Origin of the sequence: Kitasatospora sp. NPDC057500 (genome assembly GCF_042802195.1) — a bacterium.
Lineage (GTDB): Bacteria > Actinomycetota > Actinomycetes > Streptomycetales > Streptomycetaceae > Kitasatospora.
The window spans coordinates 1-17,874 of record NZ_JBHVER010000173.1 but is presented as its reverse complement, the minus strand read 5'-3'; the positions used below and the strand labels follow the sequence as shown (position 1 = coordinate 17,874).

The 17,874-nt window shown below is 74.2% G+C and carries 14 protein-coding genes; 9 read left to right on the top strand and 5 right to left on the bottom strand.

The features are described from left to right. The 7 genes from ACFU74_RS28575 to ACFU74_RS28545 all read left to right on the top strand — a co-directional run. A partial coding sequence (locus tag ACFU74_RS28575) for a RiPP maturation radical SAM C-methyltransferase (protein ID WP_380761807.1) occupies positions 1 to 1,943 on the top strand: 1,943 nt, incomplete at its 5' end. Next, positions 1,924 to 2,598, top strand: a complete 675-nt coding sequence (locus ACFU74_RS28570; protein ID WP_380761805.1) for a DUF5825 family protein — start codon at positions 1,924 to 1,926, stop codon at positions 2,596 to 2,598. The genes ACFU74_RS28575 and ACFU74_RS28570, both read left to right, overlap by 20 nt. A gap of 112 nt (positions 2,599 to 2,710) precedes the next feature. Next, on the top strand, positions 2,711 to 3,913 hold the full coding sequence (locus ACFU74_RS28565; protein WP_380761803.1) for a cytochrome P450: 1,203 nt from the start codon (positions 2,711 to 2,713) through the stop codon (positions 3,911 to 3,913). Further along, positions 3,906 to 5,162 carry an MFS transporter gene (locus tag ACFU74_RS28560; protein WP_380761801.1) on the top strand — a complete coding sequence of 419 codons (1,257 nt, stop codon included), beginning with the start codon at positions 3,906 to 3,908 and terminating at the stop codon, positions 5,160 to 5,162. The genes ACFU74_RS28565 and ACFU74_RS28560 overlap by 8 nt, the downstream gene beginning before the upstream one ends. 144 nt (positions 5,163 to 5,306) lie before the next feature. Next, positions 5,307 to 6,410 (top strand): NADH:flavin oxidoreductase/NADH oxidase, encoded by a 1,104-nt coding sequence (locus ACFU74_RS28555; protein WP_380761799.1) that lies wholly within the window; start codon positions 5,307 to 5,309, stop codon positions 6,408 to 6,410. Positions 6,411 to 6,492: 82 nt separating this feature from the next. Further along, a complete protein-coding gene (locus ACFU74_RS28550) occupies positions 6,493 to 7,365 on the top strand; it encodes a hypothetical protein (protein ID WP_380761798.1) in 873 nt (290 codons plus the stop codon). Positions 7,366 to 7,582: 217 nt separating this feature from the next. Continuing rightward, positions 7,583 to 8,770, top strand: a complete 1,188-nt coding sequence (locus ACFU74_RS28545) for an MFS transporter (RefSeq protein WP_380761796.1) — start codon at positions 7,583 to 7,585, stop codon at positions 8,768 to 8,770. 273 nt (positions 8,771 to 9,043) lie between these two features. Here ACFU74_RS28545 and ACFU74_RS28540 read toward each other — a convergent pair whose 3' ends face one another. Next, positions 9,044 to 9,721: a DoxX family protein gene (locus tag ACFU74_RS28540; RefSeq protein WP_380761794.1), complete on the bottom strand. Its 678-nt coding sequence runs from the start codon at positions 9,719 to 9,721 to the stop codon at positions 9,044 to 9,046. Between the two features lie 434 nt (positions 9,722 to 10,155). Between ACFU74_RS28540 and ACFU74_RS28535 the strand changes: the two genes are divergently transcribed. After that, on the top strand, positions 10,156 to 10,845 hold the full coding sequence (locus ACFU74_RS28535) for a polysaccharide deacetylase family protein (protein ID WP_380761792.1): 690 nt from the start codon (positions 10,156 to 10,158) through the stop codon (positions 10,843 to 10,845). Positions 10,846 to 10,884: 39 nt separating this feature from the next. Here the strand turns inward: ACFU74_RS28535 and ACFU74_RS28530 are convergent, their stop codons facing one another. The 4 genes from ACFU74_RS28530 to ACFU74_RS28515 form a co-directional block, all read right to left on the bottom strand. Beyond that, positions 10,885 to 11,688, bottom strand: coding sequence for an alpha/beta fold hydrolase (locus tag ACFU74_RS28530; RefSeq protein ID WP_380761790.1), 804 nt, complete (start codon positions 11,686 to 11,688; stop codon positions 10,885 to 10,887). Between the two features lie 69 nt (positions 11,689 to 11,757). Then, positions 11,758 to 13,833 carry a hypothetical protein gene (locus ACFU74_RS28525; RefSeq protein ID WP_380761788.1) on the bottom strand — a complete coding sequence of 692 codons (2,076 nt, stop codon included), beginning with the start codon at positions 13,831 to 13,833 and terminating at the stop codon, positions 11,758 to 11,760. Beyond that, a complete protein-coding gene (locus tag ACFU74_RS28520; protein ID WP_380761786.1) occupies positions 13,830 to 15,635 on the bottom strand; it encodes an HSP90 family protein in 1,806 nt (601 codons plus the stop codon). Before ACFU74_RS28520 ends, ACFU74_RS28525 begins: the two co-directional genes overlap by 4 nt. A 155-nt stretch (positions 15,636 to 15,790) precedes the next feature. After that, positions 15,791 to 16,918, bottom strand: a complete 1,128-nt coding sequence (locus ACFU74_RS28515; RefSeq protein ID WP_380761784.1) for a nucleotide disphospho-sugar-binding domain-containing protein — start codon at positions 16,916 to 16,918, stop codon at positions 15,791 to 15,793. A 506-nt stretch (positions 16,919 to 17,424) separates the two neighbouring features. On the opposite strand from ACFU74_RS28515, the gene ACFU74_RS28510 reads away from it, so the two are divergent. Next, positions 17,425 to 17,850 (top strand): cold-shock protein, encoded by a 426-nt coding sequence (locus ACFU74_RS28510; RefSeq protein ID WP_380761782.1) that lies wholly within the window; start codon positions 17,425 to 17,427, stop codon positions 17,848 to 17,850. The last annotated feature ends 24 nt before the right edge of the window (positions 17,851 to 17,874 follow it).

The following is a 17,874-nucleotide window of genomic DNA, read 5'->3' as shown; positions in this document are numbered from 1 at the left end:
CAACAGAAGTGGCCACCATGCGTATCGTCCTGCTGCACATGCCCTGGGGCGCGATCGACGTGCCGTCGCTGGCGCTCGGAATCCTGCACACCGCCGCCGCCCGCGCCGGCCATCAGGTCGACGTGCGGTACGCCAACCTGGACTTCGTGGACTGGGCGGCCGAGCACGCGGGCTTCGGCGCGGACGACTACCAGTACTTCTCCGAGAAGTCCTACTTCCAGGGCGCGGGCGACTGGGCGTTCGCCGGCGCCCTGTACGGCGACGACGGCGACGGCGACGCAGACGCAGACGGCTACGCGGCGGGTGACGGGTCCGCGGCCTACTTCGAGTACCTGGCCGCCAACGGCGCGAGCGAGCGCGAGATCGCACTGACCCGGGCCACCCGCGCGCTCGCCCCCGCGTTCGTCGACCGGCTGGTCGCGGAACTCGCCGCCGATCCGCCGGACCTGGTCGGCTTCACCACCACCTTCCAGCAGAACACCGCGAGCCTCGCCGCCGCCCGGCTGCTCAAGCAGCGCTGCCCGCAGGTGCGCACGGTGTTCGGCGGTGCCAACTGCGACGGTCCGCAGGGCGCCGCGCTGCACCGCAACTTCCCCTTCCTGGACTACGTGGTGCGCGGCGAGGGCGAGGCCGCCTTCCCGGCGCTCCTGGAGGGCGGCGACCTCGCCGCCGTCCCCGGGCTGTGCTGGCGCGACGACGCCGGGAGGCCGACGGCCAACGCGATGGCGCGGCGTCCGCTGCCGCCCGCGGCGATCCTCCCGCCCCGCTTCGACGGCTTCTTCGAGCGGCTGGACGCCTCCGCCGCGGCCCGCTGGGTCGATCCCAAGCTGGTCCTGGAGGGCTCCCGGGGCTGCTGGTGGGGCGAGAAGCACCACTGCACCTTCTGCGGGCTCAACGGCTCCTCGATGGAGTTCCGCTCCAAGCCGCCGGCGGACTTCCTCGCCGAGCTGCTCGCCCTCGCCGAGCGCCACCAGCTGCTGGACGTCTACGTGGTCGACAACATCCTGGACATGGGCTACTTCGACACCGTCCTGAAGTCGCTCGCCGAGCTCCCGGTCGACCTGCGGCTGCACTTCGAGATCAAGGCCAATCTGCGCCGCCGCCAGTTCCAGCTGCTCGGCGACTCGGGCGCGGCCCAGGTGCAGCCCGGCATCGAGAGCCTGAGCACCCGGGTCCTGCGGATCATGGACAAGGGGGTCACGGGCTGCCAGAACGTCCGCGCGCTGCGGGACGCGCAGAGTGCCGGGGTCTCGGTGACCTGGAACTACCTCTACGGGTTCCCGGGCGAGCAGGCCGAGGACTACGAGTCGGTGATCGGCCAGCTGCCCGCACTGCACCACCTGGACCCGCCGACCGGGGCGGGCCGGATCGCGATCGAGCGCTTCAGCCCGTACTTCGACCGCCCCGAGCTGGGTTTCGCGATCACCCGGCCGGCATTCCAGTACCGGGCGACCTACCGCCTCCCGGAGAGCGAACTGAACGAACTGGCCTACGTCTTCACCGCGCCGCCGCGCGGGATCGGCGGCGCCCTCGCGGAGCGGCTGGGCGCGGCCGTGGACACCTGGCTCGAACGGTTCCCCGACAGCCGGCTCAGCCACCGGGAGGCGGACGGGCGGGTCGTGCTGGTCAACACCCGGCCCGGCTACGACTGGCGGGTGGTCGAGCTGGCCGATCCGGTGGAGCTCGCCGTCTTCCGGCTGCTGGACCAGCCCCGCTCGACGGCCGCGCTGGCCGCCCGGGTCCCCGGCGGCGCGGCGGCGGTCGGACCGGTGCTGGAGCGCTTCACCGAGCTGGGCCTGCTGTTCCACGACGGGGGCGCCTACGTGCAGGTCGCCGTCGAGTCCGACAACCAGGTGCTGATGCGGATGCGCCACCGGCACGGCCCCGCCGGCGCCGCCCGTCCCCGCACCGAGGAGGTGCTCGATGCCGTCGCTACCGGCTGAGCGGACCGGCGCCGCCGCCTGGGGCGCGGCCGCCCCGGAGGTCGAGCTCTGGCTCGACTACGACCCCGCCGTGCGGGAGCTGCCGGGCTTCGCGCTCGGCCGCCGCACGCTGGCAGGGCCTGCGCAGGCGGAGGTCACCGAGCTGCACCGCGCCGGGGTCCGCTGCCTGCGGCTGACCGAGCCGGTGCGGCTCTGCGCGGACGCACCGGCCGCCTCCGCGCGGGCGCTGATGCTGCTGCGCGAGGCGACCGGGCAGGGGCTGGCCGTGCTCTGGCAGGCGGTCTGCACGGACGGCTGCGCGGCGCGGCGCCGGTTCCACCACCTGTACCCGCCCGAGCTGCTGACCGGCGCGCCGCCGGAGGTCGTCGCCGACTGGCGTGCCACGTACTTCCCGAGCAAATGCGTCTTCCGCCGCGGCCCCGGCTTCGTCGAGGTGCGCGACCGCCGGTTCGGGACGCTGGAGCTGTTCACCGTCGACGAGCCCGGCCATCTGGCGCAGCTGGACGCGCTGGCCGAGGGAGTCGAGGCCGGCCGGCTGCCGGACGCCGTCCACCGGGACTTCGCCGAGGCCGGCCTGATCGCCGAGCAGGCGGGCCGCGTCTGGTTCCTGCCGATGCGGGTGCGGCGCTGGCCCTTCCCGTCGCTGACCGTGTAGGCGCGGGGTTCGAGCCCTCAAGCCCCCGCCTTCGAGTCCCCGCCTTCGAGTCCCGCATCCCGAGCCCGAGAGTCCCGAATGCGAGCCCGAGCCCGAGTCCGAGGAGAGATCCATGACCACCGCGGTCGACGACGACGCCGCCGCGCGGATGTCCGCCTTCATCCGCGACCCCTACCCCACGCTCGCCCGGATCCGCGAGGCCGGCGCGGTCTCCGTCGTCGAGTTCGGCGAGGGCCTGCCGGTCTACCTGGTGACCCGCTACCAGGACGTCCGGGCCGCGCTGATGGACCCGCGGTTCGGGCAGGACGTCCGCCGCAGCCAGGCCATCGCCAGCGGACGGGGCTCCGGCCTGACCCTCGGCTCGGAGGTCGTCCACATGCTCAACAGCGACCCGCCGGACCACACCCGGCTGCGCCGCCAGATCCAGGGAGTCTTCACCCGCCGGCGGGTCGATCTGATGCGGCCGCTGGTCGAGCGCATCGCCGGCGGCCTGCTGGACGGGCTGCGCGAACGGGAGACCGCCGACCTGGTCACGGACTTCGCCTTCCCCCTGCCGATCATGGTCATCTGCGAGCTGCTGGGCTTCCCGCCGGAGGACATGCAGGCCTTCCGCACCTGGTCGACGGCGATCCTCACCCAGGGCGGCGAGCTGACCTTCGACCAGGCCACCGCCGAACTCAACGACTACCTGCGGGAGTTGATGAAGTCCCGACGGGCGTCGCCGCGCGCGGACATCCTCACCGACCTGGTGCGGGCCCGGGACGCCGGGGAACTCACCGAGCAGGAGGTGTTCTCGATGGTCTTCCTCCTGCTGATCGGCGGCCACGAGACCACCGTCAACCTGCTCGGCACCGCCACCCTGGCGCTGCTCCACCACCCCGACCAGCTCGCCCTGCTGCGCGCCGACCCGGCGGCGATGCCGGTCGCGATCGACGAGTTCCTGCGCTACGAGTCCCCGGTCAGCATGGCCACGCTGCGGTTCACCGGCGCCGAGGTGACGGTCGACGACGTGGAGATCCCGGCGGACGAGCTGGTGCTGCTCTCGCTCGGCGCCGCCAACCGGGACCCGGCCCGCTTCACCGACCCCGACCGGCTGATCCTCGACCGGGGCGATCCGGGCCACCTGGCCTTCGGGCAGGGCCTGCACCGGTGCCTCGGCTCCTTCCTCGGCAGGCTGGAGAGCGAGGTCGCGCTGACCGGGCTGCTGGAGCGCTTCACCCGGATCGAGCTGGCCGCGGCGGAGGAGACCCTGCCCTGGCGCAACACCATCATGCTGCGCGGCCTGGAGTCGCTGCCGGTCTCGCTCCATGGCTAGCAGCACGGGCACGGGCGGCACGGCGGGCCTGCTGCGCTTCCGCCCGCGGATCGGCCTCGCGCCGCTGCGCTCGCGCGGCTACCGGCTGCTGGTGATCGGGCAGGCCACCTCGGAGTTCGGCAACGCCTTCCAGGTGGTCGCCCTGCCGCTACTGGTGTACTCCCTCGCCGGGGGCGCCCGCCAGCTGAGCCTGGTGGTCGCCGCCTACGGCGCGGGCCGGCTGGCCGCCACCCCGCTCGGCGGGATGCTCGCCGACCGGTTCGGCGCCCGGCGGGTGATGCTGGCCGCCGACCTCGGCCGTCTGCTCGCCACCGCCGGGCTGTGCGCGGTCGCCGCCGGCGGGACGGCGGACTACTGGCTGATCGGCGGGCTGGCCCTGCTGGTCGGCCTCGGGGCGGGGGTGTTCCTGCCGGCCGCCTGGGCGATCACCCCGACCCTGCTGCCCGCCGAGGACCTGCACGCGGGCAACGCGCTCAACAGCACGGTCACCTTCGGCGCCGGTCTGCTCGGTCCGGCGGTGGCCGGACCGTTGGTCGCCTGGCTGAACCCGGCCGCCGCCCTGGGCCTGGACGCGGCGACCTTCGCGGTGTCGGCGGCGACACTGCTGCTGATCGGCCGCGGCAGCACCGTCGCACCGCCCCGCCCGATCTCGGAACGGGCCTCCGTGCCGAGGAACTTCCGCGCCCTGCTGCGGGAGTCGCCGCTGCTGCGCGCGGTGCTGACGGTCACCGTGATCGCGAACCTGACGGTGGGCGGCGCCACCCGGGTCGCGCTGCCGGCCCTGGCCACCGACGGCTTCGACGCCGGCGCCGTCGGGCTGGGCCTGCTGCTGGCCGCGTTCACCGGCGGCGCACTGGTCGGCGGCCTGTTCGCCGCCGGCCTCACGGACCTGCGCTCGCGCGGCCGTACGGCGATGACCTCCGGCCTGGTGATGGGCGCGGCGATCGGCCTGGTGCCGCTCACCGGGATCGCGGGCGCCGTGCTGCTGCTCTGCCTGGCCGGCGGTGCCAGCACGGTGACCAATGTGCTGGTCGTCACCGGCGTGCAGAAGAGCACCCCGCCCGAACTGCTGGCCCGGGTCATGGCGGCGGTCACCTTCTGCGCGCTCGGGGTCTTCCCGGTCTCCGTGATAGCGGCCGGCGCGGCGGTGGACGCGTTCGGGAGCCGGGGGGTGCTCGCGGCGACCGGGCTCTGCCTGCTGGGCGCGTTCGGGTACGCGTTGACCAGGCGGGAGATCCGAGCGCTCTGAGGCCGGTGGCCGGGGTGGCAGCGGAGCGGAAATTACCGCTTGCACTTATGCCGCGCGCACAACTATTGTGGAGGCAGAGATTGCATCTGCAATCTCTCGTGGGCACGACTCCTCCCCGTCCTCCGTCCCGACCAGGAGCCTCGCATGAGCACCAGTCTCTTCAGCCCGTACACCCTGCGGTCGCTGACCGTCCCCAACCGGGTCTGGATGGCGCCGATGTGCCAGTACAGCGCCGCACCGGACGGCGACCAGGCGGGCGTCCCCACCGACTGGCACTTCACCCACCTCGCGGCGCGCGCCGTCGGCGGCGCCGGCCTGATCCTCACCGAGGCCACCGCCGTCAGCCCCGAGGGCCGGATCTCGCCCTACGACCTCGGGCTGTGGAACGACACCCAGGTGAAGGCCTTCCGCCGGATCACCGACTTCCTCAAGGCGCAGGGCACGGCCGTCGGCGTGCAGATCGCCCACGCCGGACGCAAGGCGTCCACCGAGCGCACCTGGGTCGACCGCGGCCGCGCCATCGCCCCGGACGAGCCGCACGGCTGGACGCCGCTCGCCCCCAGCGCCGTCCCCTTCGACAGCGCCCGGGTCACCCCGCAGGAGCTGACCGTCGAGCAGATCGGCGAGATCGTCGGCCAGTTCGCCGCCGCCGCCCGGCGCGCGCTCGACGCCGGCTTCCAGATCGCCGAGATCCACGGCGCGCACGGCTACCTCGTCCACGAGTTCCTCTCCCCGCACAGCAACCGCCGCACCGACGCGTACGGCGGCTCCTTCGAGGGCCGGATCCGCTTCGCCCTGGAGGTCGTCGACGCCGTCCGCGCCGTCTGGCCCGAGGACCTGCCGGTCTTCTTCCGCGTCTCCGCGACCGACTGGCTCACCGAGAACCCCGAGGACGACCGCGAGGGCTGGACCTCGGAGGACACCGTCCGCCTCGCCAAGGAGCTGCACGCGCACGGCGTCGACCTGCTCGACGTCTCCACCGGCGGCATCGCCCCCGACGCCAAGGTCGGCTCCGGCCCCGGCTACCAGGTGCCGTTCGCCCAGGCGGTCCGCAACGGGACCGACCTCCCGGTGGCGGCCGTCGGCCTGATCACCGACCCCGTCCACGCCCAGCAGATCCTCACCGACGGCCACGCCGACGCCGTCCTGCTCGGCCGCGAGCTCCTCCGCGACCCCTACTGGCCCCGCCACGCCGCCGCCACCCTCGGCGCCGAGGCCCCCGCGCCGCAGCCGTACCACCGGGCGTAGCCCCCCGGCCGGCGCGGGAGTTGTCAGCGGCGCCCGGTATCTTGCGTCGACCCGTGTGACACGACGTGAAGGAGTGCGCATCATGACGCCCGAGACCGCCACGGCGGCCGACCTCAGTGGGTGGGACGCCGCGCTGGCCGGTGCCTTCGAGATCCTGCTCGATGGCGAGCCGGCCGGCGACGGGGCCGCCGCCGGGTACGGGGTGTACTACGCCTCGGACACGCTCGACGAGTTCCTGTTCCCGAACCCCTGGGCCACCCCCGAGGCACTGTCGGCCCGGGCGCCGCGGCACCTTCCGGAGCTGGACGGCGAGTACCCGTTCTCCCCCTCGGCGTGGCGCTTCGACCTGAGCGGGTCGCTGTTCCGCTTCGACGCCGCGCTCCTGGCGGGGACCGGGCCGTGGGGCGAGGACGGGCACAAGGGCCCCCGGCCGTTCGACGACGCCTTCGCCACCGGTCTGCAGGCCGTCGCCACGGTCGACGAGGCCGGTGACGCACTGGTGCGCGGTGCGCAGTTGGGGGCGCTCCTGGACCGGCACGGGGTCGACCTGACCGGCGCGCACGCCACGAAGCTGAACGGCTGGCTGGCCGTAGTGCTGCGCGTCGCCACCGACGGCACCCTCGCCGACGCGATGCGGGCCGCCACGTTCACCCGGCGCGGCCCCGGTCACCTGGTGTCGCTCCAGGACATCGGCGGCGACCGCTCCGCCGCCGCCCCCTGGGAGGAGCGGCTGAAGGCGGTCGAGCACACCGCGCTGCGCGACCACCTCCGCATGCTCTGCCTGAGCCAGGCCGATGCGCGCAGCACGGGCGGCTTCTACTGGGGCAACGGCGGCTGGCCGTGGTCCGACGCCCTGGACGCGACCGGCGCCTCCCTGGTGGCCGGCTGGGGCTTCGGCGAGTCCCAGGCCGGCGCCGCCGTCGTGCGCCTGCCGGACGCCCCGGGGGCGTGCTGAGCGGACCGCTTCGCGGAGAACGCGCCGTCGTGGATGCACACCCGGGGGCTCCTGAAGGGCGACGGGGTCCTCGGTCTCGGCCTCGTGGAGGACGAGGTCCCCGGGATCCTGGTGCACTTCCGCCGGATCAGCGGCGGCTGTTAGCGTGCCATCCATGATCAGGGTCAACTCAGCGGGTCGAATAGGCCGGATGGCGGGGGACAGTAGGCCGGAGCGCGTGCTGATCGCCGCCAGTTTCGTCAACCGAGTCGGCAATGGCCTGTTCAACGCGGCGTCAGCGCTCTATTTCACCTTGGTCGTCGGCCTGCCCGCGGTGCAGGTCGGTGCCGCGCTCACCATCGCCGGAGTGATCGGTCTGTGCGCGGGGATACCGGGCGGGCATCTCGCGGATCGGCGAGGGGCTCGCAGGATCATGATGCTGGCCCTCGCGGTCCAGGCCGTGTCGATGGCGGCCCTCGTCCTCGTCGAGAGCTGGGCCGCGCTCACGATCATCGCGACGGTCGACCAGATCGCCGCAGCGGCCGGTGGGGCGGCGTGGGGCGCGCTGGTGGTCCGGGTCGGGGGCGAGCGCCCGGCCCGGTTCCGTGCCAAGCTGCGCACGTTCGTCAACCTGGGCGTCGTCCTGGGAACGGTGGGTGCGGGGCTGGCACTGGCCGCGAACACCCGCGCCGCCTTCGTCACGCTGATCCTCGGCAACGCGGCGAGCTTCGCCCTGTGCGCGGCGCTCCTGCTCCTGCTGCCCCGCTACCCCGTCCTGGCGGCACCGCCGCAACAGCGGCGCTGGCCCGTCCTCGCGGACCGCCCCTTCCTCGCGTTCACCGCCCTCTACGGGGCCATGGGACTGCAGTACCCGGTGGTCTCGCTGCTCCTGCCGATCTGGATCTCCGAGCACACCGAGGCGCCGCGCTGGACGGTGGCCGCGCTGTTCGCCGTCAACTCCCTGTTCTGCGTGCTGATGCAGACCAGGATCGGCTCGCGCATCGAGACCCTGCACGATGGCGGCCTGGCGTTCCGCACGGCGGGGCTGTTCTTCCTCGTCAGCTGCCCGATGATGGCACTGGCGGCGTACACCCCTGTCTGGGCGGCGGCGGGACTCGTCCTGGCCGCGATCTTCGTCCACAGCCTGGGAGAGGTCTGGGAGTCATCGGCGGCCTTCGCCCTGGGCTTCGGCCTTGCCCCCGACCACGCGCAGGGCCAGTACCAAGGTGTCTTCGGCCTCGGCTTCAGCGCGGGCCAGGCCCTCGCCCCCGCGATCCTCACCACGGTGGTACTCGGCCTCGGCACGACAGGATGGCTGCTGCTGGCGGTGTTCTTCGCGGCACTGGGCGCTGCCGGTCCGTCCCTCGCCCGCTGGGGCACGCGGACCCGGCCGCAACCAGGTGTTGCTGCCGAGGTGACGGGATGACCGCGAGTCAGGTGCCCCACTGCCTCGTCGCCCTCGGGCCGGCTCCGGCGCATCCGGGTCGCGCAGCGGACGCAGGGCGCCGGCCTGTTCCGCGTCGTGGTGCTTCCGCAGGAAGGCCGCGGTCGGGCCGCGCCGCAGGAGCGGCGGCAGCCCTGGCCGCGGCACGACGACGGGAGGCGTTCACCGGGTCTTGAACTCCCCCGGGAGCCAACGGTCGTGACCGCTGATCGGGGCACGGAGATCTACCACGACCGCCGATCGTACGCGGATTCGTCAACGCACGGCCCGGCGGGGCCGAGGCACGCGCCCCAGCCCCGCGCCGTCCTCGACCACAGGGGTCCAGGCGGCGAACTGTCCGCGCAGATCTGCGGTCGTCCGGCTCCGGGCCGCCGGGTCCTGCGGTACGTCAGGAGCCGTGCCCGACGGGAGCGGTGTGCCGGCGGACGCCGCCGGTCCCTGGTCCGGGGCGGGCTCGACCGCGGGCCGCGCCCTTCGGGTGGCGACGGTCAGACAGGCCACGATCAGCACGATGTTCTTGAGGATGTACTGTCCCTCCAGCGTGGGGACGGGCGGGACGCCGTTGGTCCACACGTCGTTCGGCAGCAGGACCAGTGTCGCGAACACCCCGGTCATGTGGACGAAGAACACCGCGAGGACCACCCGGAGCAGCACGCCGGTGACCAGGCCGAGCCCGATCGTGACCTCCATCAGCGCCAGCAGGAACCGCGAGACGTCGGGCGGCACCGCGTCGAAGGTCATCAGGCTCATGCAGCGGGTGGCGAGGTCCTCGGCAGGGCTGGTCCCGGGGAAGAACTTCGGCAACCCGAACCAGAGGTACAACACCCCCACGCTGACCCGCAGGACACCGGGCGCCACGCGCTGGTAGGCGCGGGCGAACACATCGGCACGGCGTCTCGACGAGCGCACCACCCGTGCGGGAAACGACTCCATCTGCCCCTCCTTCATTCGGATCCACCAGAGTTCCCAGCACCCGAACGGCGACGGGGCATGACACGGCCGGTGGAATCCGGGTGAGGGGCGGCCCGGAGCACCGACCGTGGCACGGCCTGTCAGGTACTGGCTCAGAAGTTCGCAGCTTAGCGCCCTGTTGCTGCGCCGCATAGGCTTCCCGCCGCTGTCCGACCAGGTGGGGGCACCGGCGCATCCGCTACCCGCCCCACCGTCACACCCCCACCGCCACCGCACCGTTCACACCTGCCCCACGCGCCGCCGACGCCCGCCGGGGAGCGGTGATCCTGGCCGAAGTGCGACCCCCGTTGACGCGGGCCGGGGACGGTGCGGGGGTGGGCCGCTACATTGGGTGAAGGGCCGGGGAGGGGGCGGGCAGCGGGTTCGTTCCCGTGCCGCGGCCGTTGGGAGGACCTGTGTCTTCAGCCCGTCGAGCGGACCGGCGCAGGGGGCGCCGCGCCGCCCGGGTCGCCGTCGGAACCCTGGTCGCGGCGGCCGCCGCGGTCGTCGCGCTGCCGGCCGTCCCGGCGCAGGCCGCTCCGGCCAAGGTCGTCTACCTCACCTTCGACGACGGCCCGAGCCCCCGGTACACGCCGCAGGTGCTCGCGCTGCTGTCCCAGTACGGTGTGCGGGCCACGTTCTTCGAGATCGGCCAGAACGTCGCCGCCTACCCCGGGGTCACCCGGCAGGTGGGCGCGCAGGGGCACAGCGTGCAGAACCACAGCTGGTCCCACCCGGACCTGCGGAAGGTCTCCAAGTCCGCCTTCCAGTACCAGGTGACGGCCACCGACGCCCGCATCCGCGCGCAGACCGGCACCACCCCGAGGTGCCTGCGCCCGCCCTACGGCGGCGTCAACGGCGCCGTCCGCTCGGGGGCCGCCGGACTCGGCAAGAGCATCCAGCTCTGGAGCGTCGACCCCCAGGACTGGGCCCGCCCCGGCCGCGCCGCGATCGAGCGCCGCGTCCTCGACGCCGTCAAGCCCGGCTCGGTGATCCTCCTCCACGACGGCGGCGGCGACCGCGGGCAGACCGTGGCCGCCCTGCCCGCCATCCTGCGCACCCTCAAGTCCCGCGGCTACACCTTCGCCCTGCTCCCCTGCCGCTGAGCACCGGCCGTGCCGGGAGCGCCGGACGCGCTCACCGGGTCACCGGAAGCGGCGGAAGAAGGCGCGGACGTCGGCCGTGAACAGGCCGGGCTGCTCCATGGCGGCGAAGTGGCCGCCACGGGGCAGTTCGGACCAGTGGACGATGGTGTGCTCGCACTCGGCGAGCCGCCGCACCGGACGGGCGACGTCGGCGGCGAACACCGCGACCCCGGTGGGGACGGCGGGTCGCTGCCCGGTGCGCGCCGGGCGCGAGGGGTGGGCGGCCTCCCAGTAGTGGCGGGCCGATGATCCGGCGGTCGCGGTGAGCCAGTACAGCATCACGTTGGTCAGCAGGCGGTCGCGCGGGACGGCGTCCTCGGGCACCTCGGCACTGTCCGTCGACTCCTTGAACTTCTCGACGATCCAGGCCAGTTGGCCGACCGTTGAGTCGGTCAGCGCATAGGCGGGCGGCTGCGGGCGGGTGCCCTGGATCCTGGCGTACCCCGACATCCCGGGTTCCGCTTCCAGGAACCGGTTCAGCCGGGCCCGGTCGTCGGCGGTGAGCCCGGCGGCCGCGGCGGGGTCGTCCGGGGGCAGGGTCCGCAGGGTGTTCAGATGGATCGCGACGACCTGGTCGGGGGCCGGCGCGGCCGGCTCCAGGGTGACGGCGGGCCCCCAGTCCCCGCCCTGGGCGCCGTAGCGGCGGTAGCCCAGCCGCCGCATCAGTTCGGCCCAGGCACCGGCGACCCGGTGGACGTCCCAGCCCGCCTCCCGGGTCGGCCCGGAGAGTCCGAAGCCCGGGAGGGAGGGGATCACCACGTGGAAGGCGTCGGCCGCGCCGCCGCCGTCCACCGGAGTCGGCATGTGCGGAGTCCTCCATCAAGCCTCCTTGACGTCACGATAGCCTGACGATTCGTCAGCTCCAGGGGCCCGTCAGTACTCCTCGGCCTCCGACAGGTCGTCCTCGGTGATGTCGTGGGCGGCCATCAGCTCGGCGGCCTCGGCGGCGGCGCCGCGGCCGCGCAGGACGCGGGCCGCCAGCAGCGCCGCGTCCCAGGTGCAGCCGTCGTCCCCGGCGACGGCCAGGGCGGCGAGGGCGGCCTCCTCCGCGGCGGCCGGGTCGCCGAGTCGCAGGCGGGCCTCGCCGAGTTCGGTGAGGACGTCGACGAGTTCCTCGGCCGCGCCGGGGTCGGCCCGATCGGTGGCGAGGTGCTGTTCGAGCAGGGTGCGGGCGGCGGCGAGGTGGTCGGCGGCCTCGCGGTGGCGGCCCGTCGCGCGGATCTGGTCGACGTAGCCGCGCAGCACGACGACCACCTCGGTGGTGCGGGCGGGGTCGGGGGCGGCGAGGACGGTCCTGGCCTCCGTCAGGATGTCCCGCAGCAGGCCGGTCTCGGCCTCGGTGTCGCTGTACGGGTGGCGCCACATCGCCTGGACGAGTGCGCGGAGCCGGTCGGCCGTCCGCCCGGCGGCGGCGAAGCCGAGGGAGGCCGCGAGATACCGGGCGGCCGGCTCCGCGCCGTTGCCGAGCAGCTCGCCGAGGCGCACCTCCAGGTCGGGGCGGGCCGGCAGGGAGGCGGGGCGGTCGGCGTCGTCGGTGTCGTCCAGGAGCTGGCGCAGCCGCTCGGCGGCGTCGCCGCGCCGGCCGTGCTGCTGGTGGATGCGCGCGAGCAGCCAGCGGCAGGAGGCCGCCTCCTCGGGGGCGCCGTGCCGGTCGAGCTCGCGGACGGCCTCCTCGGCGGCCTCCGCCGCCTCGGTGGGACGTTCGACGGCCAGCAGGGTCTCGGCCAGCTCGGCGCGGGCGCGGGCGGCGCCCGGCGGGTCGCCGGCCGCGACGAGGGCGGCGACCCGGTCGGTGAGCCGGTGGACCCGCTCCCCGCTGCGCGAGCGCGGGTCCGTGCCGGTCCCCGGCAGGGGGACCGGTTCGCCGATCGGCCCGGCGGTCATCCACTCCCCCATCCGGGCGCTCTGGTAGCCGTTGCCGTTGCGCGCGTCGAACCGGGCCGCGAGGCCGAGGGCGCGTTCGCGCAGTTCGGCGGCGAGCGCGGTGACCGTGGTGTCCGGGCGGCGGCGGCCCTCGACGGTCGGGAAGCGCAGCGCCGACGCCCCGTCGCCGCCCGCCTCCACCGCGGACAGCACCGCGACGGCCGCCGCGGCGAACTCCATGTCCGCCAGCGGGGTCCGCGCCCGGTCCAGCCAGGACAGGTGGCGCTCGATCAGGTCGAGGCCGCGCCCCGGGTTGCCGCTGTGGGCGCAGAACAGCAGGTTGGAGGCGAGTTCGCCGAGGCTGCCCGGGTTGCCGCGGATCCGCCGGTAGGCGGAGCGGTGCGCCTCCGCCGCCTGCTCGCCGCGCCCGGTCCGCAGGTAGGGCAGCAGCAGTTCGGAGTTGATCCACTGCGGTTGCTCGGTGCAGCCCGAGCCCCGGGCCGGCTCGCCGAGGCGGATCGCCTCCTCGTCCCGGCCGAGCGCGACCAGTGTCCGCACCTGGCTGCTCGGCACGCAGCCGGAGCAGTCCGACAGGGCGTCGCGCCGGGTGAGCGCCATCTGCTCGTAGTACTCCTGGGCGCGGGCGAGGTCGCCGGTGGCCTCGGCGGCCAGCCCGCGGTGCTGGAGGACGGCGTGCGGGCTGTGGCCGCCGCGCCGGTAGCGCCGCTCCATGTCGTCGAGCAGGTCGGCGGTCCCGCCCAGCGGGATCTCCGGGAACTGGTGGACGCTGGAGACCATCCACTTGAACTGCCAGAGCAGCGTCTCCTCGTGGCCGCCGTCGAAGCGTGCCGGCTCGCGGTCGTAGGCCGCCAGGCACCAGGAGAAGGTGAGGAAGGCCTTGGCCGGCGCCCAGCTCTGCTGGAACACCTCGGTGGCCTCCATCCGCACCTCGAAGGCGAACTCGACGAGTCCGAGGGCGTCGGCGTGGCGGATCACCTCCTCCAGGGCGGCGAACTTCGCCGTCCCGGCGGGCATGACGTGGGTGCTGCGGAAGAGTTCGCGCAGTTCCTGCTCGGTCCGGCTCACTGCGCGCCTCCGGCGACGGCCCGGCCGATCAGGCCGAGGAAGGACTGGTTGAGGACGGCGGTGTCGGCCGGGCGCAGCGGGTGGTGGCCGAGCAGCAGCGCCTGGACGTAGAGGCCCTCCAGGCAGATCGCCCGAAGCTCGGGCTCGGTCAGCGCGAGCACCTGCCGGGCCAGCGGGTTGCGGTGGTTGAGGACCAGGCGGGGCCGGGGCTCGGTCTCGCTCCGGAGGCTGCCGAGGATCGCCGCCCAGGTCTCGTCCACCTGCTCGCGGGCGCCGCGCACGTCCAGTTGGAAGGCGGTGTCGTCGTCGAGCAGGTAGAGGGCGGGCAGGCCGGAGGGCTCGAAGGAGCGGACCAGCAGGTCGCAGCCGAGCCGCGCCAGGACCGGGTCGGCGGCGGCGAGGAAGGGTGCGAGGGCCCGCTCGTCGGCGGCGTCCGGCCGGGCCAGGTGGGTGGTGAGGTCCGCCGCGCGCAGCTGTTCGGTCTCCAGGGCGCGGTCGAGGGTGGCGAGGCGGTCGATCAGCTCGGCGTCGTAGACGTAGCCGGCGTTGACGACGGCGAGTCCCTGGGCGGCGGCGACCGGTGCCAGCCGGCGGAACTCGTCCAGCAGCGGGGTGTAGCGGAGCAGTCCGTAGCGGTCGGTGAACTCGGCGAGGGTCAGCGGGCCGACGTTGGTCTCCATCGGCCAGAACTCGGCGACCAGCCGGAGCATCTCGTCGTCGTGCAGCGCCAGCGCCTTGACGCCCAGGTGGTGCGCCCGCAGGAAGGAGCGCAGCCGGGCGGGTTCCTGCACGCTGAGGCGCACCAGCCAGCCGCGCAGCTGGTCGCCGAGCGTCTCCCGGGTCGCCTCCAGCAGCGAGTCCTCGTAGAGGGCCTCCCGGCTGGCGGTGGGCCGCAGTTCGCCGGTGTCCACGACGCAGCGCACGAAGAACGCCCACTCGGGCAGCAGCCGCTCCGCGCCCTCGGCGAGCAGCATCCGCTTGAGGTGGACGCGGTGCGCCGCCGGGACGGCCGGGTTGGCCGGCGTCGGCAGGACGAAGGCGACGCCGCGCAGGCCGGCCTCGGCCGCGGCGATGTCGACGACGTCGAACGGCGCGAAGCCGAACACCTCCTCGCAGTACGCCTCCAGGCGGGTCCGGCGCTCGGCGGCGCCCTCGCCCTCGGGGCGGTCCCAGGGGGCCGGTCCGCCGGTGACCGGCTCGCCGTCGACGGTGACCGGGTGCGGCAGCCGCGAGCCGTAGTGGGTGGCCAGGTCGGTGACGGCGCGGCGGGTCAGCAGGTGCTCGCAGCCGGGGCGCGGGCGCAGGGTGACGGTGGTGCCGGCCTCGGGGCGCTGCCGGTCGGCGGGGGCCCGCTCCAGCGTGTAGCCGCCGTCGGAGCGGCCGTGCCACAGCACGGTGGGTTCGCCGTCCCGGCGGGTGGTGACCTCGATGGCGTCGGAGACCATGAAGCAGGAGAGCAGTCCGATGCCGAACTGGCCCATGAACTCGTGCCGGGCGAATCCGAGCTCGTCGCGCTTGGAGCTGCGGCCGATGGTGGCGAGCAGTTCGTGCACCTGGGCCTCGCTCAGCCCGATGCCGTTGTCGCTGATCGTCAGCGAACCGTCGCCGGTCGCGTCGCCGGAGGAGATCTCGATCCGGGGCCTGCCGCGGGGCGAGGTGTCGGCGTCGTCCTGGCGCACGGCGGTGATGGCGTCGACCGCGTTCTGCAGCAGTTCGCGGACGTACACCTGGGGGCTGGTGTAGAGGTGGTGGCTCAGCAGATCCACTATTCCGCGCAGGTCGACGCGAAACGTTTCGCTCACGGGTTCTTCTCCCAGGTCGTGTTGGGAGCACCCTAGAGCCGGGCGCCGACACACGGGAGCGAATTACGCGTGAGAGTTCGAACGGCGGGGCCGGGAGCAGCACGAGCGCCCCGGACCGCCGGGCGGGCGGTCCGGGGCGCCGGCCGGACGTCGGGTCAGGGGCGGGCGGTGACGAGGGCCTCGATGTCGGGGACGACCGCCGCCGGGGTCGGCAGGGCGTCGTTCTCGGCGCGCAGCCGGGTGGCGGCGGCGCGCAGGTCGGGGTCGGTGACGAGACGGGTGAGCAGCGCGGTGTCGACGTCCGCGGAGGAGGAGCGCAGCCCCGCCCCGTAGGCCGCCATGGCGTCGGCCACCATGAAGTTGTCGGCGCCCTGGGGCAGCAGCAGCTGCGGCAGGCCGGCCTGCATCCCGGTGAGGGTGCTGCCGGAGCCGCCGTGGTGGACGACCGCGTCGCACACCCGCAGCAGCTCGGCCAGCGGCACCCACGGCAGCGGGTGGACGTTGGCCGGCAGGCTGCCGAGCCCGGCGGGGTCGGCGTCGCCGACGGCGAGCAGGAACTCGGCGTCGACCTCGGCGGCGGCCGCGACCAGCGGGGCGATGGCGTCCAGGCCGTCCACCCCGGCGAGCACCGTGCCGAGGGTGACGGCGACCCGCGGCCGGGTGCCCCGGTGCAGCAGTGCGGCGGGGACGACGCCGCCGCCGTTGTACGGGACGTAGCGCATCCGCAGGCCGCCCGGGTCGCCGCCGAGCGAGGCGGGCACGATGTTCAAGGGGGTGGACCCGGCGGGTGCGGCCACCCCGTGCTTCTCGTAGAGGTCGGTGAAGTGGGCGGCCAGCGCGGCCGCCATCTCCAGGCCGGAGCTGAGGCCGAAGTTCTGCAGCGCCGCCGGAATGCCGAGCTTGGCCGCGACCAGCTGGGCGGAGGCCAGACAGGAGTCGTGGACGATCAGCTGGGCGTCCCAGCCGGCGGCGACCGCCAGCAGGTCGTCCACGGTGGAGCGTGAGGCCAGGGCGAACGCGGCGGCCCCGATCTCCAGGATCTCCGCCTGTGTCAGGTCCGGCTGGGCGTAGTGCGCCTCGGTGCCGACGATCTCCTCGAAGGCGTCCCGCACGGACCGCCCGTCGCCGATCTCGACGACCGGGAACCCGGTCTGGCGCAGCGGCTCCAGCGGCTGCGGACTGGCGAAGAGCACCTCGTGCCCGGCGGCGCGGACGGCCTGGGCGGTCGGCACCATCGGGAAGACGTGGCTGGGTGCGGCCGGGCCGGTGAAGAGTATGCGCACAACTGTCTCCTGGTCGTTCTCGGTTCGGTCGTCCGGATGACTGCCGTCGAAGGACTGCCGGTCAAAGGGACTGCCGTCAAAGGGTCGGTCGTCATCGGGACCGCGCGGGGCGGGGTCCACTCGTCGCCCTCAACTGACGGACGATCAGTTGTTCTTCCCCGTGGGATCGATAATCGGACGTTCTGGCCCGTGCAGCTGGGAGGCGGGGGCCGCCGCAGGGCCCGTGTTCCCGGCGCTCACGCGCAGGGCGCAGCGCCCGCCGGGGGTCGCACGCCCCGGCGGGAGCGCCGGAACGCGCGGATCGGCCAGGTGGCGGGGCCACCGGCCGCCGCGCCGGGCCCGGACGCACACCTGGCCGGTTCCCGCCCTTCGCGGGCGGCGCCGGCGCCGGAGCGGCCCGGACGCCGCCCTTCCGGGTACCCCTGGCGGAGGCGGTCGCCCGATCCTCTATCCTCTACCTCAGGTGTCGGGCAGGGGGCCCGGGTTGTTGTCATTGGGGGTGTGTTGTGGTCACTGGTCGAGTGGTGCGTTACGACAGTGTGCGCGGGTACGGGTTCATTGCTCCGGACCACGGCGGGGAGGACGTCTTCCTGCACGTCAACGACATGCTGATGCCCGAGTCGATGGTGCACTCGGGCCTGGTGGTCGAGTTCGAGATGGAGGAGGGCGACCGGGGGCTGAAGGCCTCTTCGGTGCGCCTGCCCAAGGGGGCGCTGGCCCGCCCGGCCGGCCCGGCGGTGTCCGTCACCCCCCGGGTTCCGGCGGCCGAGGGCGACGACGTCGAGTGCGACGTCCTCACCTCCGCGGAGTTCCTGCTGGAGGTGACCGAGCTGCTGCTGGAGCACGCGCCGACGCTCACCGGCGAGCAGCTCCTGAAGGTGCGCAACGCCATGCTGCAGTGCGCGAAGGGCCACGGCTGGACCGAGGGCTGAGCCCGGCCCCGCACTGTGCAACGC

Excerpts from the sequence above, each read along its gene's own strand:
- ACFU74_RS28570 (WP_380761805.1), top strand. The coding sequence starts at position 1,924 with ATGCCGTCGCTACCGGCTGAGCGGACCGGCGCCGCCGCCTGGGGCGCG.
- ACFU74_RS28565 (WP_380761803.1), top strand. The coding sequence starts at position 2,711 with ATGACCACCGCGGTCGACGACGACGCCGCCGCGCGGATGTCCGCCTTC.
- ACFU74_RS28560 (WP_380761801.1), top strand. The coding sequence starts at position 3,906 with ATGGCTAGCAGCACGGGCACGGGCGGCACGGCGGGCCTGCTGCGCTTC.
- ACFU74_RS28555 (WP_380761799.1), top strand. The coding sequence starts at position 5,307 with ATGAGCACCAGTCTCTTCAGCCCGTACACCCTGCGGTCGCTGACCGTC.
- ACFU74_RS28550 (WP_380761798.1), top strand. The coding sequence starts at position 6,493 with ATGACGCCCGAGACCGCCACGGCGGCCGACCTCAGTGGGTGGGACGCC.
- ACFU74_RS28540 (WP_380761794.1), bottom strand. The coding sequence starts at position 9,721 with ATGGAGTCGTTTCCCGCACGGGTGGTGCGCTCGTCGAGACGCCGTGCC.
- ACFU74_RS28530 (WP_380761790.1), bottom strand. The coding sequence starts at position 11,688 with ATGCCGACTCCGGTGGACGGCGGCGGCGCGGCCGACGCCTTCCACGTG.